This window comes from Pseudomonas sp. Tof1, from assembly GCF_055390395.1.
The window spans coordinates 6,387,485-6,405,265 of sequence record NZ_AP024344.1; the positions used below are offsets into that span (position 1 = coordinate 6,387,485).

Annotated in this window: 13 protein-coding genes and 2 pseudogenes; 13 read left to right on the forward strand and 2 right to left on the reverse strand. The window is 64.7% G+C overall.

Going from position 1 to position 17,781, the window contains the following annotated elements; genetic code table 11:
* Nucleotides 1-11: 11 nt before the first annotated feature.
* The 5 genes and pseudogenes from ACZ5KU_RS28825 to rarD all read left to right on the forward strand — a co-directional run bounded on the left by ACZ5KU_RS28825 (nt 12) and on the right by rarD (nt 5,058).
* The gene (locus tag ACZ5KU_RS28825; protein WP_464736585.1) at nt 12-776 is read left to right on the forward strand and encodes a TOBE domain-containing protein; all 765 of its coding nucleotides are present in this window, start codon (nt 12-14) and stop codon (nt 774-776) included.
* A gap of 147 nt (nt 777-923) precedes the next feature.
* Entirely contained in the window at nt 924-1,277 is a 354-nt protein-coding gene (locus tag ACZ5KU_RS28830) for a hypothetical protein (RefSeq protein ID WP_464736586.1), read from the forward strand.
* Nucleotides 1,175-2,823 (forward strand): annotated as a pseudogene (locus ACZ5KU_RS28835) (PhoX family protein). The gene ACZ5KU_RS28830 and the pseudogene ACZ5KU_RS28835 overlap by 103 nt, the downstream one beginning before the upstream one ends.
* 170 nt (nt 2,824-2,993) lie before the next feature.
* A complete protein-coding gene (locus ACZ5KU_RS28840) occupies nt 2,994-3,968 on the forward strand; it encodes a serine/threonine protein kinase (RefSeq protein ID WP_054058341.1) in 975 nt (324 codons plus the stop codon).
* A 202-nt stretch (nt 3,969-4,170) separates the two neighbouring features.
* Nucleotides 4,171-5,058 carry an EamA family transporter RarD gene (gene rarD, locus ACZ5KU_RS28845; protein WP_054064638.1) on the forward strand — a complete coding sequence of 296 codons (888 nt, stop codon included), beginning with the start codon at nt 4,171-4,173 and terminating at the stop codon, nt 5,056-5,058.
* Nucleotides 5,059-5,274: 216 nt separating this feature from the next.
* On the opposite strand, the gene ACZ5KU_RS28850 is transcribed toward rarD, so the two are convergent.
* Nucleotides 5,275-5,793, reverse strand: a complete 519-nt coding sequence (locus ACZ5KU_RS28850) for a glycine cleavage system transcriptional repressor (protein ID WP_054058343.1) — start codon at nt 5,791-5,793, stop codon at nt 5,275-5,277.
* 453 nt (nt 5,794-6,246) lie between these two features.
* Between ACZ5KU_RS28850 and ACZ5KU_RS28855 the strand changes: the two genes are divergently transcribed.
* Nucleotides 6,247-8,424 carry a malate synthase G gene (locus tag ACZ5KU_RS28855; protein WP_054058344.1) on the forward strand — a complete coding sequence of 726 codons (2,178 nt, stop codon included), beginning with the start codon at nt 6,247-6,249 and terminating at the stop codon, nt 8,422-8,424.
* A 113-nt stretch (nt 8,425-8,537) separates the two neighbouring features.
* Here ACZ5KU_RS28855 and ACZ5KU_RS28860 read toward each other — a convergent pair whose 3' ends face one another.
* Complete coding sequence (locus ACZ5KU_RS28860) at nt 8,538-8,981, reverse strand: response regulator (RefSeq protein WP_054058345.1); 444 nt, start codon at nt 8,979-8,981, stop codon at nt 8,538-8,540.
* Between the two features lie 318 nt (nt 8,982-9,299).
* Between ACZ5KU_RS28860 and ACZ5KU_RS28865 the strand changes: the two are divergent.
* The 7 genes and pseudogenes from ACZ5KU_RS28865 (at nt 9,300) to ACZ5KU_RS28895 (ending at nt 17,635) form a co-directional block, all read left to right on the forward strand.
* Nucleotides 9,300-11,233 (forward strand): annotated as a pseudogene (locus ACZ5KU_RS28865) (putative nucleotidyltransferase substrate binding domain-containing protein).
* Nucleotides 11,230-11,937 (forward strand): 3'-5' exonuclease, encoded by a 708-nt coding sequence (locus ACZ5KU_RS28870; RefSeq protein ID WP_054058347.1) that lies wholly within the window; start codon nt 11,230-11,232, stop codon nt 11,935-11,937. Before ACZ5KU_RS28865 ends, ACZ5KU_RS28870 begins: the two are co-directional and overlap by 4 nt.
* A 209-nt stretch (nt 11,938-12,146) precedes the next feature.
* Nucleotides 12,147-12,665 carry an RNA polymerase sigma factor gene (locus ACZ5KU_RS28875; RefSeq protein WP_419737375.1) on the forward strand — a complete coding sequence of 173 codons (519 nt, stop codon included), beginning with the start codon at nt 12,147-12,149 and terminating at the stop codon, nt 12,663-12,665.
* Nucleotides 12,662-13,642, forward strand: a complete 981-nt coding sequence (locus ACZ5KU_RS28880) for a FecR domain-containing protein (RefSeq protein ID WP_464736587.1) — start codon at nt 12,662-12,664, stop codon at nt 13,640-13,642. The genes ACZ5KU_RS28875 and ACZ5KU_RS28880 overlap by 4 nt, the downstream gene beginning before the upstream one ends.
* A 201-nt stretch (nt 13,643-13,843) precedes the next feature.
* A complete protein-coding gene (locus ACZ5KU_RS28885; RefSeq protein WP_464736588.1) occupies nt 13,844-16,273 on the forward strand; it encodes a TonB-dependent siderophore receptor in 2,430 nt (809 codons plus the stop codon).
* Nucleotides 16,274-16,334: 61 nt separating this feature from the next.
* A complete protein-coding gene (locus tag ACZ5KU_RS28890) occupies nt 16,335-17,459 on the forward strand; it encodes a PepSY-associated TM helix domain-containing protein (RefSeq protein WP_464736589.1) in 1,125 nt (374 codons plus the stop codon).
* Complete coding sequence (locus ACZ5KU_RS28895; RefSeq protein WP_054064632.1) at nt 17,456-17,635, forward strand: hypothetical protein; 180 nt, start codon at nt 17,456-17,458, stop codon at nt 17,633-17,635. The genes ACZ5KU_RS28890 and ACZ5KU_RS28895 overlap by 4 nt, the downstream gene beginning before the upstream one ends.
* Nucleotides 17,636-17,781 lie beyond the last annotated feature (146 nt).

The following is a 17,781-nucleotide window of genomic DNA, read 5'->3' on the forward strand; positions in this document are numbered from 1 at the left end:
CACCACCGCCCATGTCCCTGCCCGTCCTGCTGACCCAATACATCGCCCGCCGCCCACAGCGCATCGCCCTGTTGCAACACATCGCCGAGCAGGGCTCGATCACCCGCGCGGCGAAAAGCGCGGGCCTGAGCTACAAGGCCGCCTGGGATGCCATCGACGAGCTGAACAACCTGGCGCACAAGCCGTTGGTGGAACGCAGTGTCGGCGGCAAGGGCGGCGGCGGGGCGAAACTGTCGACCGAGGGCGAGCGGGTGTTGCGTCTCTATCAACGCCTGCAGACGATCCAGGCGCAGGTGCTGGAAGCCGCCGAGGACGCCAGCGACCTCGACCTGCTCGGACGCCTGATGTTGCGCACCAGCGCCCGCAACCAGTTGCACGGCACCGTGGTCGGCATCGACAGCCATGGACGCAACGACCTGGTACGTCTGGAACTGGCCGCGGGCCTGACCCTGCAGGCGCAGATCACCCACGACAGCACCCTGCGGCTGGAACTGGAAACCGGCACCCAGGTGGTCGCCCTGATCAAGGCCGGCTGGCTGGAACTGCTCGCTCCGCAGGCCTCGGCAACACCTGGAAACAATTGTCTGGACGGTATCGTCGAGGACATTCTGGAAGACGAAAACGGCCCTGCCGAGGTCAGAATCACCTTGCCTAACGGACAGACGCTGTGCGCCCTGACCACCGCGCAAAAGCTCGCGGCCCTGGGTTTGACCAGCGGGAGCGCGGTACGGGCGCAGTTTGCGCCCGCCTTCGTGTTGCTGGGTACGCCACTTTGACGCTTTCGTGGGCAAGCCATGCTCCTACAAGGTACGGACGGCATTCTGCAGCCGGCGGTGGGTGGGCGAAACATTCCGACTTTTTCCTGCAACAAATCCGTCATCCGCGCTGATTAAGGTGACTGCCTAACCGCAGGGAGCCTGACGATGAGCCTATTAGAAGACAACCAATCCACCGACCTCGAGCAGATGGTCGGCCTCAGCCGCCGTGGCTTCATCAGTGCCGGTGCCCTGTGCGGCGCCGCACTGTTCCTCGGCGGCAACCTGCTGACCCGCAGCGTGATGGCTGCCAGTGTCAGCGCCGCCACCGGCAAGCTGCTGGGTTTCGACAGCATTGCCGCCGCCACCGGCGACCAACTGAGCCTGCCGCCCGGCTACACCAGTTCGGTACTGATCAGTTGGGGCAGCCACTGGAGAAGAACGGTCCGGCCTTCGACCCGAGCGGCAACGGCACCGCCAAGGCCCAGGAAGTCCAGTTCGGCGACAACAACGACGGCATGAGCCTGTTCCCCTTCCCCGGCGACGACCATCGCGCGCTGATGGCGATCAACAACGAATACACCAACTACCGCTACCTCTACGCTCACGGTGGCCAGCCGCAGTCGCTGGAAGACGTGCACAAGGCCCAGGCCAGCGAAGGCGTGTCGGTGATCGAGATCCAGCGCAAGGACGACCAGTGGCACTTCGTCCAGGGCTCGCCCTACAACCGGCGCATCCACGGCAACACGCCGATCCGCATCGGCGGCCCGGCGGCCGGTCATCCCTGGCTGCAGACCCGCGCCGACAAGCAGGGGCGCAAGGTGCTCGGCACCTTCCAGAACTGCGCCAACGGCAAGACGCCGTGGGGCACCTACCTGACCTGCGAGGAAAACTTCACCGACTGCTTCGGCAGCAGCAATGCCGAGCAGAAGTTCGATGCCGCGCAGAAACGCTACGGTGTGGTGGCCGCGAGCAAGGAGATCGGCTGGCACGTCCACGACCCGCGCTTCGACCTGGCCCTGAACCCCAACGAGTTGAACCGTCATGGCTGGGTGGTGGAGATCGACCCGTTCGATCCGCAGTCCACGCCGGTCAAGCGCACCGCCCTCGGCCGCTTCAAGCACGAGAACGCCGCCCTCGCCGAAACCCGCGACGGGCGCGCGGTGGTCTACATGGGCGACGACGAGCGCGGCGAGTTCATCTACAAGTTCATCAGCCGCGACCGCATCAACCACAAGAACCCCAAGGCCAACCGCGACCTGCTCGACCACGGCACCCTGTATGTGGCGCGCTTCGACAACGGCGACGGCAACCCGGATCGGCCCAGGGGCAAGGGTGAGTGGGTCGAACTGAGCTTCGGCAGGAACGGCATCGATGCCGACAGCGGCTTTGCCAGCCAGGCCGAGGTGCTGATCCATGCCCGCCTCGCCGCCAGCGTGGTCAAGGCCACCCGCATGGACCGCCCGGAGTGGATCGTCGTCAGTCCCATCGATGGCCAGGTGTATTGCACCCTGACCAACAACGCCAGGCGCGGCGAGGACGGCCAGCCGGTGGGCGGGCCGAACCCGCGGGAGAAGAACGTCTACGGCCAGATCCTGCGCTGGCACGCCGCCGGCAACGATCACGGCGCCCCAACCTTCGAATGGACCTGTTCGTGGTCGCCGGCAACCCCGGCGTGCATGCCGGGACGCCCAAGGGTGGCTCGTCGAACATCACCCCGCAGAACATGTTCAACAGCCCCGATGGCCTGGGCTTCGACAAGGCCGGGCGGTTGTGGATCCTCACCGATGGCGACTACAGCAACGCCGGTGACTTCGCCGGCATGGGCAACAACCAGATGCTCTGTGCCGACCCGGCGAGTGGCGAGATCCGCCGGTTCATGGTCGGCCCGGTCGGCTGCGAGGTGACCGGCATCAGCTTCGCGCCAGACCAGAAGACCCTGTTCGTCGGCATCCAGCATCCGGGCGAGAACGGCGGCTCGACCTTTCCCGAGCACCTGCCCAATGGCAAGCCACGGTCGTCGGTGATGGCGATTCGGCGGGAGGATGGCGGGATCATCGGCGCCTGACACCCGGCTTTCGCGGGCAAGCGAGCTCCCCCAGCGACGGCGTCAAGCGCAGTTGCACCAGTGGAAGCGGGCTTGCCCGCGAAGATGCCCTGACCGCCCACACCATTGCGCTCCCCAGTGCGCTAAGATGCCTGGCCGGACGCGGCAACCTGCTGCGCGCAGGAGCCAACATGTCCCATCCGTTTGATACCCTCACCCCCGACCTGGTCCTCGACGCCGTGGAAAGCCTCGGCTTTCTCAGCGATGCCCGGGTACTGGCGCTCAACAGCTATGAAAATCGCGTCTATCAGGTCGGCATCGAAGACAGCGAACCGCTGATCGCCAAGTTCTATCGTCCACAGCGCTGGACCGACGCCGCGATCCTCGAGGAACACCGCTTCACCTTCGAACTGGCCGACTGCGAAGTGCCGGTGGTCGCGCCGCTGCAACACAACGGCGAAAGCCTGTTCGAACACCAGGGCTTCCGCTTCGCCCTGTTCCCACGGCGCGGCGGGCGGGCCCCGGAGCCGGGCAATCTCGACCAGCTCTACCGCCTCGGCCAACTGCTGGGCCGCCTGCACGCGGTCGGCGCCACCCGCCCGTTCGAGCACCGCGAAGCCCTCGGCGTGCAGAACTTCGGCCATGATGCGCTGGCCACCCTGCTCGAAGGCGGCTTCATCCCCGGCAGCCTGTTGCCGGCCTACGAGTCGGTGGCCCGTGACCTGCTCAAGCGGGTGGAACAGCTCTACCGCGAAACCCCGCACCGCAACATCCGCCTGCATGGCGACTGCCACCCCGGCAACATGATGTGTCGCGACGAGGTGTTCCACATCGTCGACCTCGACGACTGCCGCATGGGCCCGGCGGTCCAGGACCTGTGGATGATGCTCGCCGGCGACCGCCAGGAATGTCTCGGCCAACTCTCGGAACTGGTCGAGGGCTACAGCGAGTTCCACGACTTCGATCCCCGCGAACTGGCGCTGATCGAACCGCTGCGTGCCCTGCGCCTGATGCACTACAGCGCCTGGCTGGCTCGGCGCTGGGACGACCCGGCGTTTCCACGCAGCTTTCCGTGGTTCGGCAGCGAACGCTACTGGGGCGACCAGGTCCTGGCGTTGCGCGAGCAACTGGCAGCGTTGAATGAAGAACCGCTGAAGCTCTTCTGATCGACATACCGACAAGCAACCCGCGACCCGTGTGGCAGCGGGTGTGCTCGCGAACGCGGCGCATCAGCCAGCACCATCGCTGAATGCCGCGACGCAATCGCGAGCCAGCCCGCTCCCACAATGGATCCGTGGTGCCAGCACCACAACGCCATAAATCTCCTTACAATCGCTCTTCTGTCAGCAGCCCAAGCAAGGACTTTGCATGCAAGCCGCCAACCCGCGCCGCGGGTACATCCTCGGCCTTACCGCCTACATCATCTGGGGCCTGTTCCCGATCTACTTCAAGATCATCGCCGCCGTGCCTGCGGTGGAGATCATCATCCACCGCGTGCTCTGGTCGGCCCTGTTCGGCAGCCTGCTGCTGGCCGCCTGGAAACATCCGGGCTGGTGGCGCGAACTGCGCGAGAATCCGCGCCGCCTGGCGATCCTGGCGCTGAGCGGCACGCTGATCGCGGCCAACTGGCTGACCTACGTCTGGTCGGTGAACAACGGGCGCATGCTCGAAGCCAGCCTCGGCTACTACATCAACCCGCTGGTCAACGTGCTGCTGGGGATGTTGCTGCTGGGTGAGCGCCTGCGCCGCCTGCAGTGGATCGCAGTGGGCCTGGCGGCCATCGGCGTGGCCCAGCAGGTCTGGCAGGTCGGCAGCCTGCCCTGGGTCTCGCTGGCACTGGCGCTGACCTTCGGCTTCTACGGCCTGATCCGCAAGCAGGCACCGGTCCAGGCGCTACCCGGCCTGGTGGTGGAAACCTGGATGCTGGTGCCGCTGGCCGTGGGCTGGCTGCTGTTGCATCCGCAAGCGAGCAGTGCCCATCTGGAATTCTGGAGCAACCCCCAGTCCTGGTGGCTGGTGGCCGCCGGCCCGGTCACGCTGGTGCCGCTGGTCAGCTTCAACGCCGCCGCCCGCCACCTGCCCTACACCACCCTGGGCTTCCTCCAATACCTGGCGCCAACGCTGGTATTGATGGAGGCCGTGCTGCTGTTCGACGAGCACCTGTCATCCAGCACCCTGACCGCCTTCATGTTCATCTGGGCGGGCCTGGTGGTCTACAGCGTGGATATCTGGCTCAGCCTGCGCAAACGCGGCTGATCAGAAAACGTACAGAAGCCTGCAAGCCGCGATCCGCAAGGGCTGCAGGCTTCCATCCCAAGGTTATCCACAAGCCGGTCCACGCCGTTTGTGCACAAGCCCTTGAAACTGCTCGTTTTTTGCTCAACTCTCGGTAAGCCACGGCCCACCTGGCCGGGCGCCGTGTCTCCCCAGCTTATCCACAGGCCCGTCCCCGGTTAACTTGGATAAACCGGTTCAGCCTTCACTGCGCAGCACCAGCTCCACCATCAGGTCGTCGGCCAGGGCTTCCAGGCTCGCCTGCAGGCCCTCCAGGGACAGGGTCAACGGCACCGCCAGAATCGCTTCGGCGTGAAACAGCGGCTCACTGCTCATCGGCGCCGGGCGGACATCGGTCACCAACCGTTCGAGATTGACGCCCTGCTCGCTGAGCAGGCGAGTGATATCACGGACGATGCCGGGGCGGTCGTTGCCCACCAGTTCCATGGCGATGGGTTTCCAGGTGCAGGACTGCTCGATGCCGCTTTCGGCGATCAGCACGCGGATACCCTGGCTGGAGAGTGCCTGCAGGGCTTCGATCAGTTCATCGTGGGCTTCGGCCGGCACGCCGATGCGCAGGATCCCGGCGAACTGCCCGGCCAGTCGCGACAGGCGGCTTTCCAGCCAGTTGCCGCCGTGGGCGGCGATGCATTGGGCGATCCGTTCGACCTGGCCGGCCTTGTCCGGGGCGAATACAGTCAGTACGAGATGGTCCACGGGGCAGCCCTCTGGCGGTTCATCGATCCAGTATAGGCAATGAGCCAGGCGATGACCGGGCTGGCGCTTTCACATTCAGGAAGCGCTCCACCGGGCATATCCAATCGCAGACAACAAATTGTGTACCATTTTCAGATTTTTATGGAACAACCCATGCATTTCTTGAGAACATCAAGACCTGCTGCGTGACCAGACAGAACCGATTGGTCGCAGAACGACGTATTTAGTCTGATTTTCACAACCGCAATGCATCATGTAGTATGCCCCAGCGCGCACTACATAACCTTGGATGGATGTTCGCCCGAGTGCCTGTGAAATCACGGAAAGCCCCACCGGCCAAGGTTGGCGGGGCCAGCCCAGCCGTCCGCGAGGGCATGTTCTGGTACTGTGTTTAGAGAAGCACGCAAGGCTTTAAATAGAAGAGCTGAATAGCTGAGCAGAGTGAGGCAAGCAATGACTGAACACGTTCAAGTCGGTGGCCTTCGGGTCGCCAGAGTCCTGTTCGACTTCGTGAACAACGAAGCCATTCCCGGCACCGGTCTGACTGCGGACCAGTTCTGGGCCGGTGCCGACAAGGTCATCCACGACCTGGCGCCGAAGAACAAAGCCCTACTCGCCAAACGCGATGATTTCCAGGCCCGCATCGACGCCTGGCACCAGTCGAGAGCCGGCCAGGCCCACGACGCCGTGGCTTACAAAGCCTTCCTGCAAGACATTGGCTACCTGCTGCCAGAAGCGGCGGATTTCCAGGCCACTACCCAGAATGTCGACGACGAGATCGCCCGTACCGCCGGCCCGCAGCTGGTCGTCCCGGTGATGAACGCCCGTTTCGCCCTCAACGCCTCGAACGCCCGCTGGGGTTCGCTGTATGACGCCCTCTACGGCACCGACGCCATCAGCGAGGCCGGTGGCGCGGAAAAGGGCAAAGGCTACAACAAGGTCCGCGGCGACAAGGTCATCGCCTTCGCCCGCGCCTTCCTCGATGAAGCCGCCCCCCTGGCCGCAGGTTCCCATGTCGATGCCACCGGCTACAGCATCGTTGCCGGCAAGCTGGTGGTCGCCCTCAAGGGCGGCAGCAACAGCGGCCTGCGCAACGATGCCCAGTTGATCGGCTTCCAGGGCGCTGCCGAGAAGCCGAGCGCCATCCTGCTGAAGAACAACGGCCTGCACTTCGAAATCCAGATCGACGCCACCAGCCCCATCGGCCAGACCGACGCCGCCGGCGTGAAGGACGTGCTGATGGAGGCCGCGCTGACCACCATCATGGACTGCGAAGACTCGGTCGCCGCCGTCGATGCCGATGACAAGGTGGTGATCTACCGCAACTGGCTCGGCCTGATGAAGGGCGACCTGGCGGAAGAAGTCGCCAAGGGCGGCACCACCTTCACCCGTACCATGAACGCCGATCGCCGCTACACCGCGGTCGACGGCAGCGAACTGAGCCTGCACGGCCGCTCGCTGCTGTTCGTGCGCAACGTCGGTCACCTGATGACCATCGACGCGATCCTCGACAGCCAGGGCAACGAAGTGCCCGAAGGCATCCTCGACGGCCTGGTCACCAGCCTCGCGGCAATCCACAACCTCAACGGCAACACCGTGCGCCGCAACAGCCGCACCGGCTCGATCTACATCGTCAAGCCGAAAATGCACGGCCCCGAGGAAGTGGCGTTCACCAACGAACTGTTCGGGCGCATCGAGGAAGTGCTGAACCTGCCGCGCAACACCCTCAAGGTCGGCATCATGGACGAGGAACGCCGCACCACGGTCAACCTCAAGGCCTGCATCAAGGCCGCCAGCGAGCGCGTGGTGTTCATCAACACCGGCTTCCTCGACCGTACCGGCGACGAAATCCACACCTCCATGGAAGCCGGCGCGATGGTGCGCAAGGCTGCCATGAAGGCCGAGAAGTGGATCGGCGCCTACGAGAACTGGAACGTCGACATCGGCCTGAGCACCGGTCTGCAAGGCCGCGCGCAGATCGGCAAGGGCATGTGGGCCATGCCCGACCTGATGGCGGCGATGCTCGAACAGAAGATCGCCCACCCACTGGCCGGTGCCAACACCGCCTGGGTTCCGTCGCCGACCGCGGCCGCGCTGCATGCGCTGCACTACCACAAGGTCGACGTGTTCGCCCGCCAGGCCGAACTGGCCAAACGCGCGCGCGCGTCGGTGGACGACATCCTGAGCATCCCGCTGGCGAGCGACACCCACTGGTCGGCCGAGGAGATCCGCAACGAGCTGGACAACAACGCCCAGGGCATCCTCGGCTACGTGGTGCGCTGGATCGACCAGGGCGTCGGCTGCTCGAAAGTGCCGGACATCAACGACGTCGGGCTGATGGAAGACCGCGCAACCCTGCGCATCTCCAGCCAGCACATCGCCAACTGGCTGCGCCACGGCATCGTCAGCGAAGCCCAGGTGCTGGAAAGCCTCAAGCGCATGGCACCGGTGGTTGACCGGCAGAACGCCGGCGACCCACTGTACCGTCCGCTGGCACCGGACTTCGACAGCAACATCGCCTTCCAGGCGGCAGTCGAGCTGGTGATCGAAGGCACCAAGCAGCCGAACGGCTACACCGAGCCGGTGCTGCACCGCCGCCGCCGCGAGTTCAAGGCCCGCAACGGCCTGTAATCACGCGCTAGCGCAACGAAAAAGCCCTGGCCGGAACGGTCAGGGCTTTTTCATTTCCGGGCTCGCCAACCTACCCCGGTTACCGGCCCATTCGCGGGCGGCCCCAGTGCCGATCAGGCCACCATGCCCAGCTCGCGCCGGGCCAGCTTCAGCAGATGGTCGGCATTGATCGGCTTGAGCAGGAAGTCCACCACGCTCAGGTGCATGGCATCGATGGCATCGCGCACCTGGGCATTGCCGGAGACAATGATGATCGGCAATGTCGCGCGCTCCGAACCGCGCACCTTGCGGATCAGGTCCAGGCCATCGTCGGCCATGCGCAGGTCGGTAATCATCAAGCCGATGGAGCGGTTGGCTTCCAGCACCTCGAACGCCGCCCTGCCACTGGCGGCGGTCAGGCAATTGATCCCATTGATGGCAAAAATCTCCGACAACAGCTCGCGGGCGTCCTGGTCGTCATCGACGATCAGCACACGCTGCGCGGGCAACTGGGGAGCATGCATCACCTGAAGTAACGCCTCACGCTCGGCATCGCTCAAAATATCGTGGTCGGTCATACGCTTCTCTGGCTTCCCTTGGCCATCCAAATACCCTGGCACTGTGCTCAGACATCGCTCTACGGCTGCTCAATGTGCACTTCGTCGGAAAGTTTTCCAAGAGGTTCAGCATCAAGAACCCAACGAGTTAACTGTAGGTTATTTCCCAAATTGACGGGGCCACCCCTGGTGCTGGCCCTGCGGAGATCAGGAATATTTCCTACGGACCCTAGACTTACGTCCAATGGGCACCCGCCAACAAGCGTCCGACCATGGGTGAACACAGCGACAGCTCGCGACAGAAACCGATAACAACAACGGACAACAGCGATAGCGGTTATGAGCAAAGCGGATGCCTTCACCCAGGCAGGGAAGACCGCGGTGTTGCAAAACATCCACGGCACCATGCAGTTCCTGCAACGTTTCCCCCCTTCAACCAGATGGAACACGCCCACCTGGCCTACCTGGTCGAGCAGTGCCAGCTGCGCTTCTACAGCCAGGGCGAGAGCATCATCAAACCCGCCGACGGCCCGGTGGAGCACTTCTATATCGTCAAGCAGGGGCGCATCGTCGGCGAACGCCCGCACACGGCCAAGGGTGGCACCCAGACCGTCTTCGAAATCGCCACCGGCGAATGCTTCCCCCTCGCCGCGCTGCTGGGCGAACGCGCGACCCGCACCGAGCACCTGGCGGGCGAAGACACCTTCTGCCTGCAACTGAACAAGCCGGCGTTCATCAAGCTGTTCTCGCTCTCCGACTGTTTCCGCAACTTCGCCCTGCGCTGCGTCAGCAGCCTGCTCGACCAGGTCAACCAGCAGGTGCAGCAGAAGGCCGTGGAAACCCTCGGCACCCAGTACTCGCTCAATAGCCGGCTGGGCGAGTTGGCCATGCGTCATCCGGTCACCTGCGGCCCGCTCACGCCATTGCGCGAAGCGGTCAGCCTGATGCACGAGCAGCAGGTCGGCAGCATCGTGGTGGTCGATGAAAACAAGACTCCACTGGGTATCTTCACCCTGCGCGACCTGCGCCAGGTGGTCGCCGATGGCGTCAGCGACTTCAACCAGGTCATCGAGCGGCACATGACCCAGGCCCCCTTCGCCCTGAGCCCGGAGCACAGCGCCTTCGACGCGGCGATCGCCATGACCCAGCGGCATATCGCCCATGTCTGCCTAGTGAAGGACCAGCGGCTGTGCGGCGTGGTGTCCGAGCGCGACCTGTTTTCCCTGCAACGGGTCGACCTGGTGCACCTGGCCCGTACCATCCGCACGGCCGCCCGAGTGGAAAACCTGGTGGCGATACGCGGCGAGATCGGCCAACTGGTCGAACGCATGCTCGCCCACGGCGCCTCCTCGACCCAGATCACCCACATCATCACCCTGCTCAACGACCACACGGTGTGCCGGGTGATCGAACTGACCCTGGCCGAGCGCGGCGACCCGGGCGTACCGTTCAGTTGGCTGTGCTTCGGCAGCGAGGGCCGCCGCGAACAGACCCTGCACACCGATCAGGACAACGGCATCCTCTTCGAGGCCCGCGACGCCGCGCATGCCGCCGAGATCCGCGGCAAGCTGCTGCCGCTGGCCCAGCAGATCAACCAGAGCCTGGCGCTGTGCGGCTTCACCCTGTGCAAGGGCAACATCATGGCCGGCAACCCCGAGTTGTGCCTTTCCCGCGCCGAATGGGCCCGGCGCTTCGCCGCCTTCATTCGCGAGGCCACCCCGGAAAACCTGCTGGGTTCGAGCATCTACTTCGACCTGCGGGTGGTCTGGGGCGCAGAGCAGGCCTGCCAGCAACTGCGCCAGGGCATTCTGGCCCAGGTCGCCGACAATCGCCTGTTCCAGCGCATGATGGCCGAGAACGCCTTGCGCAACCGCCCACCGGTGGGGCGTTTCCGCGAGTTCGTGCTCAGCCGCAAGGGCAACGACAAGGCCACCCTCGACCTGAAGATCCAGGGCCTGACGCCCTTCGTCGACGGCGCCCGCCTGCTGGCGCTGGCCAACGGCATCGAGGCCAACAATACCCTGGAACGCCTGCAACAGCTGGTAGCCCGCGAAGTGATCGACCCGCTCGACGGTGCCGCCTATGAAGAGGCCTATCACTTCATCCAGCAGACCCGCATGCAGCAGCATCAATTGCAGACCCGCAGCAACCTGCCCTACTCCAACCGGGTCGATCCGGAGAGCCTCAATCACCTGGACCGGCGCATCCTGCGCGAATCGCTGCGCCAGGCCCAGCGCCTGCAAGCCAGCCTGACCCTGCGGTATCAGCTATGAGCCTGTTCTCCTGGTTCAGGGCCAACGCGCCACAGCTCGATGCCGGGCAACAGGAGCGCCTGCAACGGCTCTCGGCGGCGGCACCGCTGGGCGAATGCTCGCTGCGTGAACAACGCTGGGTCGTGGTCGACCTGGAAACCACCGGGCTCAACCTGAACCGCGACCAGGTGATCTCGATTGGCGCGGTGGCGATCGAGGATGGCGCCATCGACCTGGGCCAGTCGTTCGAACGGACCTTGCAACGCACCGAGCGGACCGTCAGCCCCAGTGTGCTGATCCACGGCCTGGGACCCAGCGCACTGGCGGCCGGCAGCGACCCGGTCGAGGCACTGCTGGATTTCATGGCGTTCGTGGGTGACAGTCCGCTGCTGGCGTTCCATGCCCCCTTCGACCAGCACATGCTTTGCCGCGCACTGAAGGAAAGTCTGGGCTATCGCCTGCAGCATCCGTTTCTCGATATCGCCGACCTGGCCCCGCTGCTGTGCCCCCAGGCGCATTTCCGGGAGGCCGGGCTGGACGACTGGATCGGCCACTTCCAGTTGCAGGTCGAGGAGCGCCACCACGCCAGCGCCGATGCCCTGGCCACCGCCGAGCTGGCGCTGATCCTGTTCAGCCGGGCACGGCGGCAGCAACTGGACAGTCCGCTGGCCCTGCAACAGCGGCTGGGCCAGTGGAAGCGACGGCAGCAGGCACCGTCCTTCTGACGCGACGCGGCGTATTCTTCTTCTCACGCCGTGCATTAATCCTGCGAGCGACGGTGGCACTGTGGGAGCCGGCTCCATCGGCGAAGAGGCCGGCTCTGACGACCACACCCGGATGATGGCAATCCGACCAGCAGCCATTGCACCTTTCCCGGCACCCTGACACAATCGCGAATAATTCTCGTTAATTTAAACTTCCTGTCGGTAATCCCGTGTCGTCAGTCCGAAGCCCGCACCATGAGCTTGTTGGCGCCTTGTATCGCGACCATCGCAGCTGGCTGCTGGCATGGCTGCGACGCAACATTGCCTGCCCGCAACGCGCCGAGGACCTGAGCCAGGACACTTTCGTGCGCCTGCTCGGACGGGACGAACTCAGGGCTCCCCGCGAACCCAAGGCGTTCCTGGTGGCGATTGCCAAGGGCCTGCTGTTCGACCATTTCCGCCGGGCGGCCCTGGAACAGGCCTACCTCAACGAACTGATGCTGCTGCCGGAGCACGAACAGCCGTCCCTGGAAGAACAGCAGTCGATCCTCGAGGACCTCAAGGCCATCGACCAGATGCTCGGCAAGCTGTCGAGCAAGGCCCGCGCAGCCTTCCTCTACAACCGCCTCGACGGTCTGGGCCACGCCGAAATTGCAGAAAAACTCGGCGTCTCGGTGCCCCGCGTACGCCAGTACCTGGCCCAGGGCATTCGTCAGTGCTACATCGCACTGTATGGCGAGCCGACATGAACCCGTTCAGTCACAAACCGGTATCGGCCCGCGTCCTCGATGCCGCCATTGCCTGGCAACTGTGCCTGGAGGGCAGCGGCCACAGTGTCGTGGAACAGGCCGAGTTCGAGAAATGGCACGCGGCCGACGAGGAACACGCCCGGGCCTGGAGCCAGTTGGGCATGCTCGACCAGCGTTTCAGCGGCACCAGCGCGCCGGCCCGCAGCGCCCTGCTGAAATCCCGTGACGGTGCGCACCGGCGGATGCGCAAGCTCGGCAGCGGCCTGGCCAGCGTGGCGCTGGCCTGCGGCCTGGCCCTGCTGCTGGGCAACCGCTTCCTGCCGATCGACTACTGGCTGGCCGACCAGCGCACCGCCACCGGCGAGCAGCGCACCCTGCACCTGGCCGATGGCACTGTCATCCAGCTCAACACCCACAGTGCGCTGGATGTGCGTTTCGACGAGAAGACCCGCCGGGTCGTGCTGCGTGACGGCGAAATCCTCATCGAGACCGGCCATGGCGATGCCCGTCCGTTTATCGTCGAGACCGGCGACGGGCGCATGCGCGCTCTGGGCACGCGCTTCCTGGTCAAGCGCGAAGACCGGGGCACGCGCTTGAGCGTCCTGCAATCGGCAGTGGCCGCCCGCCCCGAATCGCAGCCTGACGAGCAGATCCTCCGTGAAGGCCAGCAGGTGCTGATGCAGCACGACCGCCTGGGCCCGCTGCAAACCCTGGCCCCCGGCGCCGACGCCTGGACCCGCGGCATGCTGGTGGTGGACAACGTGCGCCTGGCGGACATGCTCGACGAACTGGGCCGCTACCGCCGCGGCCACCTCGGCGTCGACCCGAAAGTCGCCGACCTGCGGATCACCGGCAGCTTCCCGCTGCACGACACCGACCTGGCGCTGACCGCGCTGCTGCCGACCCTGCCGGTGCAGATCGAGCGACACACGCAGTGGTGGGTGACGGTGCAGGCCAAGGCCGATACCAAGCCCTGAATGCAGACACCTGATCGTTCCCATCCGGGAACGATCATCCCCCTCACCGGCCACGGAATGCCCCGCACCTATCCCCACGGGAGGACAGTGTTCATCCTGAGTGCCGACGTGAATCTAAATTATTTTCAATCAGCCCTATCACTTTTCGAATCTCGTCCGGCCCATAGGCAGTGAGAAACATTTCCATTCAGGAATCCGCCCATGTCCCGCACGCTCGATACCCTGCTCCGCCCCAGTCTCCTGGCCGCCGCCATCGCTCTCGGCACGCCGCTGCTCAGCCCGACGCTGATCGCCGCCGAACAGGCCTCCAGCGTGCGCGCCTACAACCTGCCGGCCGGCCCATTGGGCGCCGTGCTGAGCCAGATCGCCAGCCAGGCGGGCGTGGTGCTGAGCCTTGACCCGGCCCTGGCCGCCGGCAAGACCTCGGCACCGGTCCAGGGCCAATTCGACACCCTCGGCGCCCTGCATGCCGCATTGAACGGCACCGGCCTGCAACTGGTGCAGAGCGGTGCCGGGACCTATACCCTGGTCCCTGTTACCACTGGCGCGCTGGCCCTGCCGGAAACCAATATCACCGGCCAGGGCACTGGAGAAAGCGCCTGGGGCCCGGTCGAAGGCTACGTGGCCACCCGCACCGCAGCCGGCACCAAGACCGACACCGCGCTGGTCGAGGCGCCACGCTCGATCTCCGTGGCGACCCGCGAGCAGATGAAACAGCGCAACGTGCAGAACCTCGACGACGCCGTACGCTACATGCCGGGCATCGTCGCCAGCAGCTTCGGCAGCGACAGCCGCGCCGACTGGCTGCTGGTGCGCGGTTTCGAACCGACCCAGTTCCTCGATGGTCTGCCCCTGCCCAAGGGCGTGTATGCCAACCCGAAGATGGAAACCTGGAACCTCGATCGCGTCGCCCTGCTGCGCGGCCCGGCCTCCTCGGTCTACGGCCAGACCCCGCCAGGCGGCCTGATCGACATGGTCAGCCGTCGCCCCAGCGCCGAAGCCAGCCATGAAATCGAAGTGCAGTACGGCACCGATAACCATCGCCAGATCAACTTCGCCAGCACCGGCAAGATCGATGACGACGGCCAGTTCCTCTACAACCTCAGCGGCGTGGTGCGCGACGGCGGTACCCAGATCGAAAAGATCGACGACAAGCGCTACAACATCGCCCCCAGCCTGACCTGGAACATCGACCCCGACACCCGGCTGACCCTGCTGTCGCAGTTCACCCGCGACGATACCGGGATGACCAGCCAGTTCCGGCCGATCCAGGGCACCAAGATCAAGATGCCATTTGGCGACATCTCCCGCGACAAGAACCTCGGCGACCCGAACTGGGAATACTACGACCGCACGTACTACTCGCTGGGCTACGCCTTCGAGCACCGCTTCAACGACACCTGGCAGTTCCGCCAGAACCTGCGTTATACCAAGTCCGAGCTGCACTTCCAGGCCATCACACCCACTTCCTATCCCTATGGGCTGGTGGATGACCAGGGCAACCTGTCTTCGCGCACCACCACCAGCACCGACGAAAACATCGGCCAGATCGCCGTCGACAACAACCTGCAGGGCAATTTCAACACCGGCGACATCGCCCACACCCTGCTGCTCGGCCTGGACCACCAGCGCAGCGATACCACCTACACCTCGATCTTCGGCAGCGCGCCCGGTATCAACGTGAACAACCCGACCTACGGGTTGGCGATCACCCGTCCGGCACGTTCCACCGCCTACTACGACTACAACCAGAAAACCAACCAGACCGGCCTGTACATCCAGGACCAGATGGCCCTGGACCAATGGCGCCTGACCCTCGGCGGTCGTGAGGACTGGGTCCACAGCGGCACCACCTACTTCAACAAGAACGACGTCACCAACACCCAGCGTGACAAGGCGTTCACCGGCAACGCGGCAATCAGCTACGTGTTCGACTCGGGCGTGGTGCCCTACCTGTCGTACGCCGAGTCGTTCCAGCCGGCCAGCAACGCCAGCGCTTCGCCCACCGAAACCTTCAAGCCGACCGAAGGCAAGCAATGGGAACTGGGCGTGAAATACCAGCCGCCAGGCAGCAACACCCTGCTCACCGCCGCGGTCTACGACCTGACCCAGAAAAACGTCCAGGTCACCGACATGGTCGGGAATGTCTCGGTCACCAGCCAGACCGGCGAAGTGAAGGTCAAGGGTCTGGAACTGGAAGCGACCTCCGACGTGACCGAGAACCTCAAGCTGATCGCCAGCTACACCCTGTCCAAGTCCGAAGTACAGAAAGGCCTCTACAAGGGCAACCGCCTGCAACGGATGCCCGAGCAGCAGGCCTCGTTGTGGACCGACTACACCTGGCACAGCGGCCTGCTCGACGGCTTCGGCATTGGCGCCGGCGCCCGCTACACCGGCAACACCTATGGCGACCAGGCCAACACCTGGCTGGGCAAGGCCGACGCCTACACGGTGTTCGACGCCTCGGTCCATTACGACCTGGGCCGCGTGGACAACGCCCTCAAGGGCGCCACCGTGGCGGTCAAGGCCACCAACCTGTTCGACAAGGAATACCTGTCCACCTGCGACAGCTACTACTGCTACTACGGCGACCAGCGCAGTGTGGTCGCCAGCGTGAATTACAAGTGGTAAACCGCCAGGCGTTGAAACAAGGGTCACGGGCAACCGTGACCCTTTCGCATTTGGGAAAGCCATGAAAAGCCAAACCATCCGCCGCTGGTCCTTCATCCACACCTGGACCAGCCTGATCTGCACCCTGTTCCTGCTGATGCTGGCGCTGACCGGGCTGCCGCTGGTCTTCCACCATGAAATCGATCATCTGCTGGGCAACGAACCCGAGCTGCGGCAGATGCCCGCCGACACTCCACGACTGAACCTGGAGCAACTGGTCCAGGCCGCCCAGGCCCATCGCGCAGGCGAAGCCCTGCAGTACCTGGCCTGGGACGACGATGACCCGAACGGGGTGATCGCGATCATGGCCGCCACCGCCGGCACCGAACCCAACTCGTCCCATTCCTTCCTGCTCGACGCCCGCACCGGCGAGGCGCTGGAAACACCGGCGGCGAACGGCGGGCTGACGCTGTTCCTGCTGCGCCTGCACGTGGACATGTTCGCCGGCCTGCCCGGCAAACTGCTGCTGGCGTTCATGGGCGTGCTGTTCGTACTGGCACTGGTCTCCGGCACGGTGCTGTACCTGCCGTTCATGCGCCGCCTGAAGTTCGCCAGCGTGCGCCAGGACAAGTCCACGCGCCTGCGCTGGCTCGACCTGCACAACCTGATCGGCATCGTCACGCTGACCTGGTGCCTGGTGGTCGGCATCACCGGTGTGATCAGCGCCTGCGCCGACCTGATCATCGACGCCTGGCGCAACGAAAGCCTCGCCGCCATGGTCGAGCCCTACCGCAACGCCCCGCCACTGACCCTCCGCGCACCGGCCAGCGAGCTGCTGAAGATCGCCGAACAGGCCGCGCCCGGCATGCAACCGGACTTCATCGCCTTCCCCGGCACACGCTTCTCCAGCGAACACCACTACGCGGTGTTCATGAAGGGCGCCAGCCACCTGACCTCGCACCTGCTGACGCCGGTGCTGATCGACGCCGGCAACCTGCAGGTCACCGCAGTGGCCGAAAGGCCCTGGTACATGGACGCGATGGGCATGTCGCAGCCGCTGCACTTCGGCGACTACGGCGGCCTGCCGATGAAGATCCTCTGGGCCCTGCTCGACGTGCTGACCATCATCGTGCTCGGCAGCGGCCTGTACCTGTGGTGGGTCCGCCGCCACGCCAGGGCCACCGTGACGACGGAGACCAGCCGATGAAACCGCGAGTGTCGAGTTTCTGGAAGGTCTTCGCCATCCCGCTGCTGATCGCCGTGCTCACGGCCGCCGGCCTGTTCACCGCCCTGCTCGGCGACGGCCTGTGGGACACGCTGAGCTGGCTGGGCCTGGGCGTGCCAACCCTCATCGGCATCCAGGCTCTGCTGCGACGCCGCTGACCGCCGAGTCATACGACAACATCAGAAGCGCCCACGGGTCAAAAACCCCAAGAGGCGCTTTTTTATTGAAATCACAATTGACATCCACTCTCGACAGTCCTTATAAAGGCACAAGTCATACGACGACATACAACGAAACAAATTCG

Bases quoted from the DNA above. Each gene is read 5' to 3' on its own strand.
- ACZ5KU_RS28840 (WP_054058341.1), top strand. From the start codon at position 2,994: ATGTCCCATCCGTTTGATACCCTCACCCCCGACCTGGTCCTCGACGCC.
- ACZ5KU_RS28830 (WP_464736586.1), top strand. From the start codon at position 924: ATGAGCCTATTAGAAGACAACCAATCCACCGACCTCGAGCAGATGGTC.
- ACZ5KU_RS28870 (WP_054058347.1), top strand. From the start codon at position 11,230: ATGAGCCTGTTCTCCTGGTTCAGGGCCAACGCGCCACAGCTCGATGCC.
- ACZ5KU_RS28855 (WP_054058344.1), top strand. From the start codon at position 6,247: ATGACTGAACACGTTCAAGTCGGTGGCCTTCGGGTCGCCAGAGTCCTG.
- ACZ5KU_RS28895 (WP_054064632.1), top strand. From the start codon at position 17,456: ATGAAACCGCGAGTGTCGAGTTTCTGGAAGGTCTTCGCCATCCCGCTG.
- ACZ5KU_RS28885 (WP_464736588.1), top strand. From the start codon at position 13,844: ATGTCCCGCACGCTCGATACCCTGCTCCGCCCCAGTCTCCTGGCCGCC.
- ACZ5KU_RS28880 (WP_464736587.1), top strand. From the start codon at position 12,662: ATGAACCCGTTCAGTCACAAACCGGTATCGGCCCGCGTCCTCGATGCC.
- rarD (WP_054064638.1), top strand. From the start codon at position 4,171: ATGCAAGCCGCCAACCCGCGCCGCGGGTACATCCTCGGCCTTACCGCC.
- ACZ5KU_RS28860 (WP_054058345.1), bottom strand. From the start codon at position 8,981: ATGACCGACCACGATATTTTGAGCGATGCCGAGCGTGAGGCGTTACTT.
- ACZ5KU_RS28825 (WP_464736585.1), top strand. From the start codon at position 12: ATGTCCCTGCCCGTCCTGCTGACCCAATACATCGCCCGCCGCCCACAG.
- ACZ5KU_RS28890 (WP_464736589.1), top strand. From the start codon at position 16,335: ATGAAAAGCCAAACCATCCGCCGCTGGTCCTTCATCCACACCTGGACC.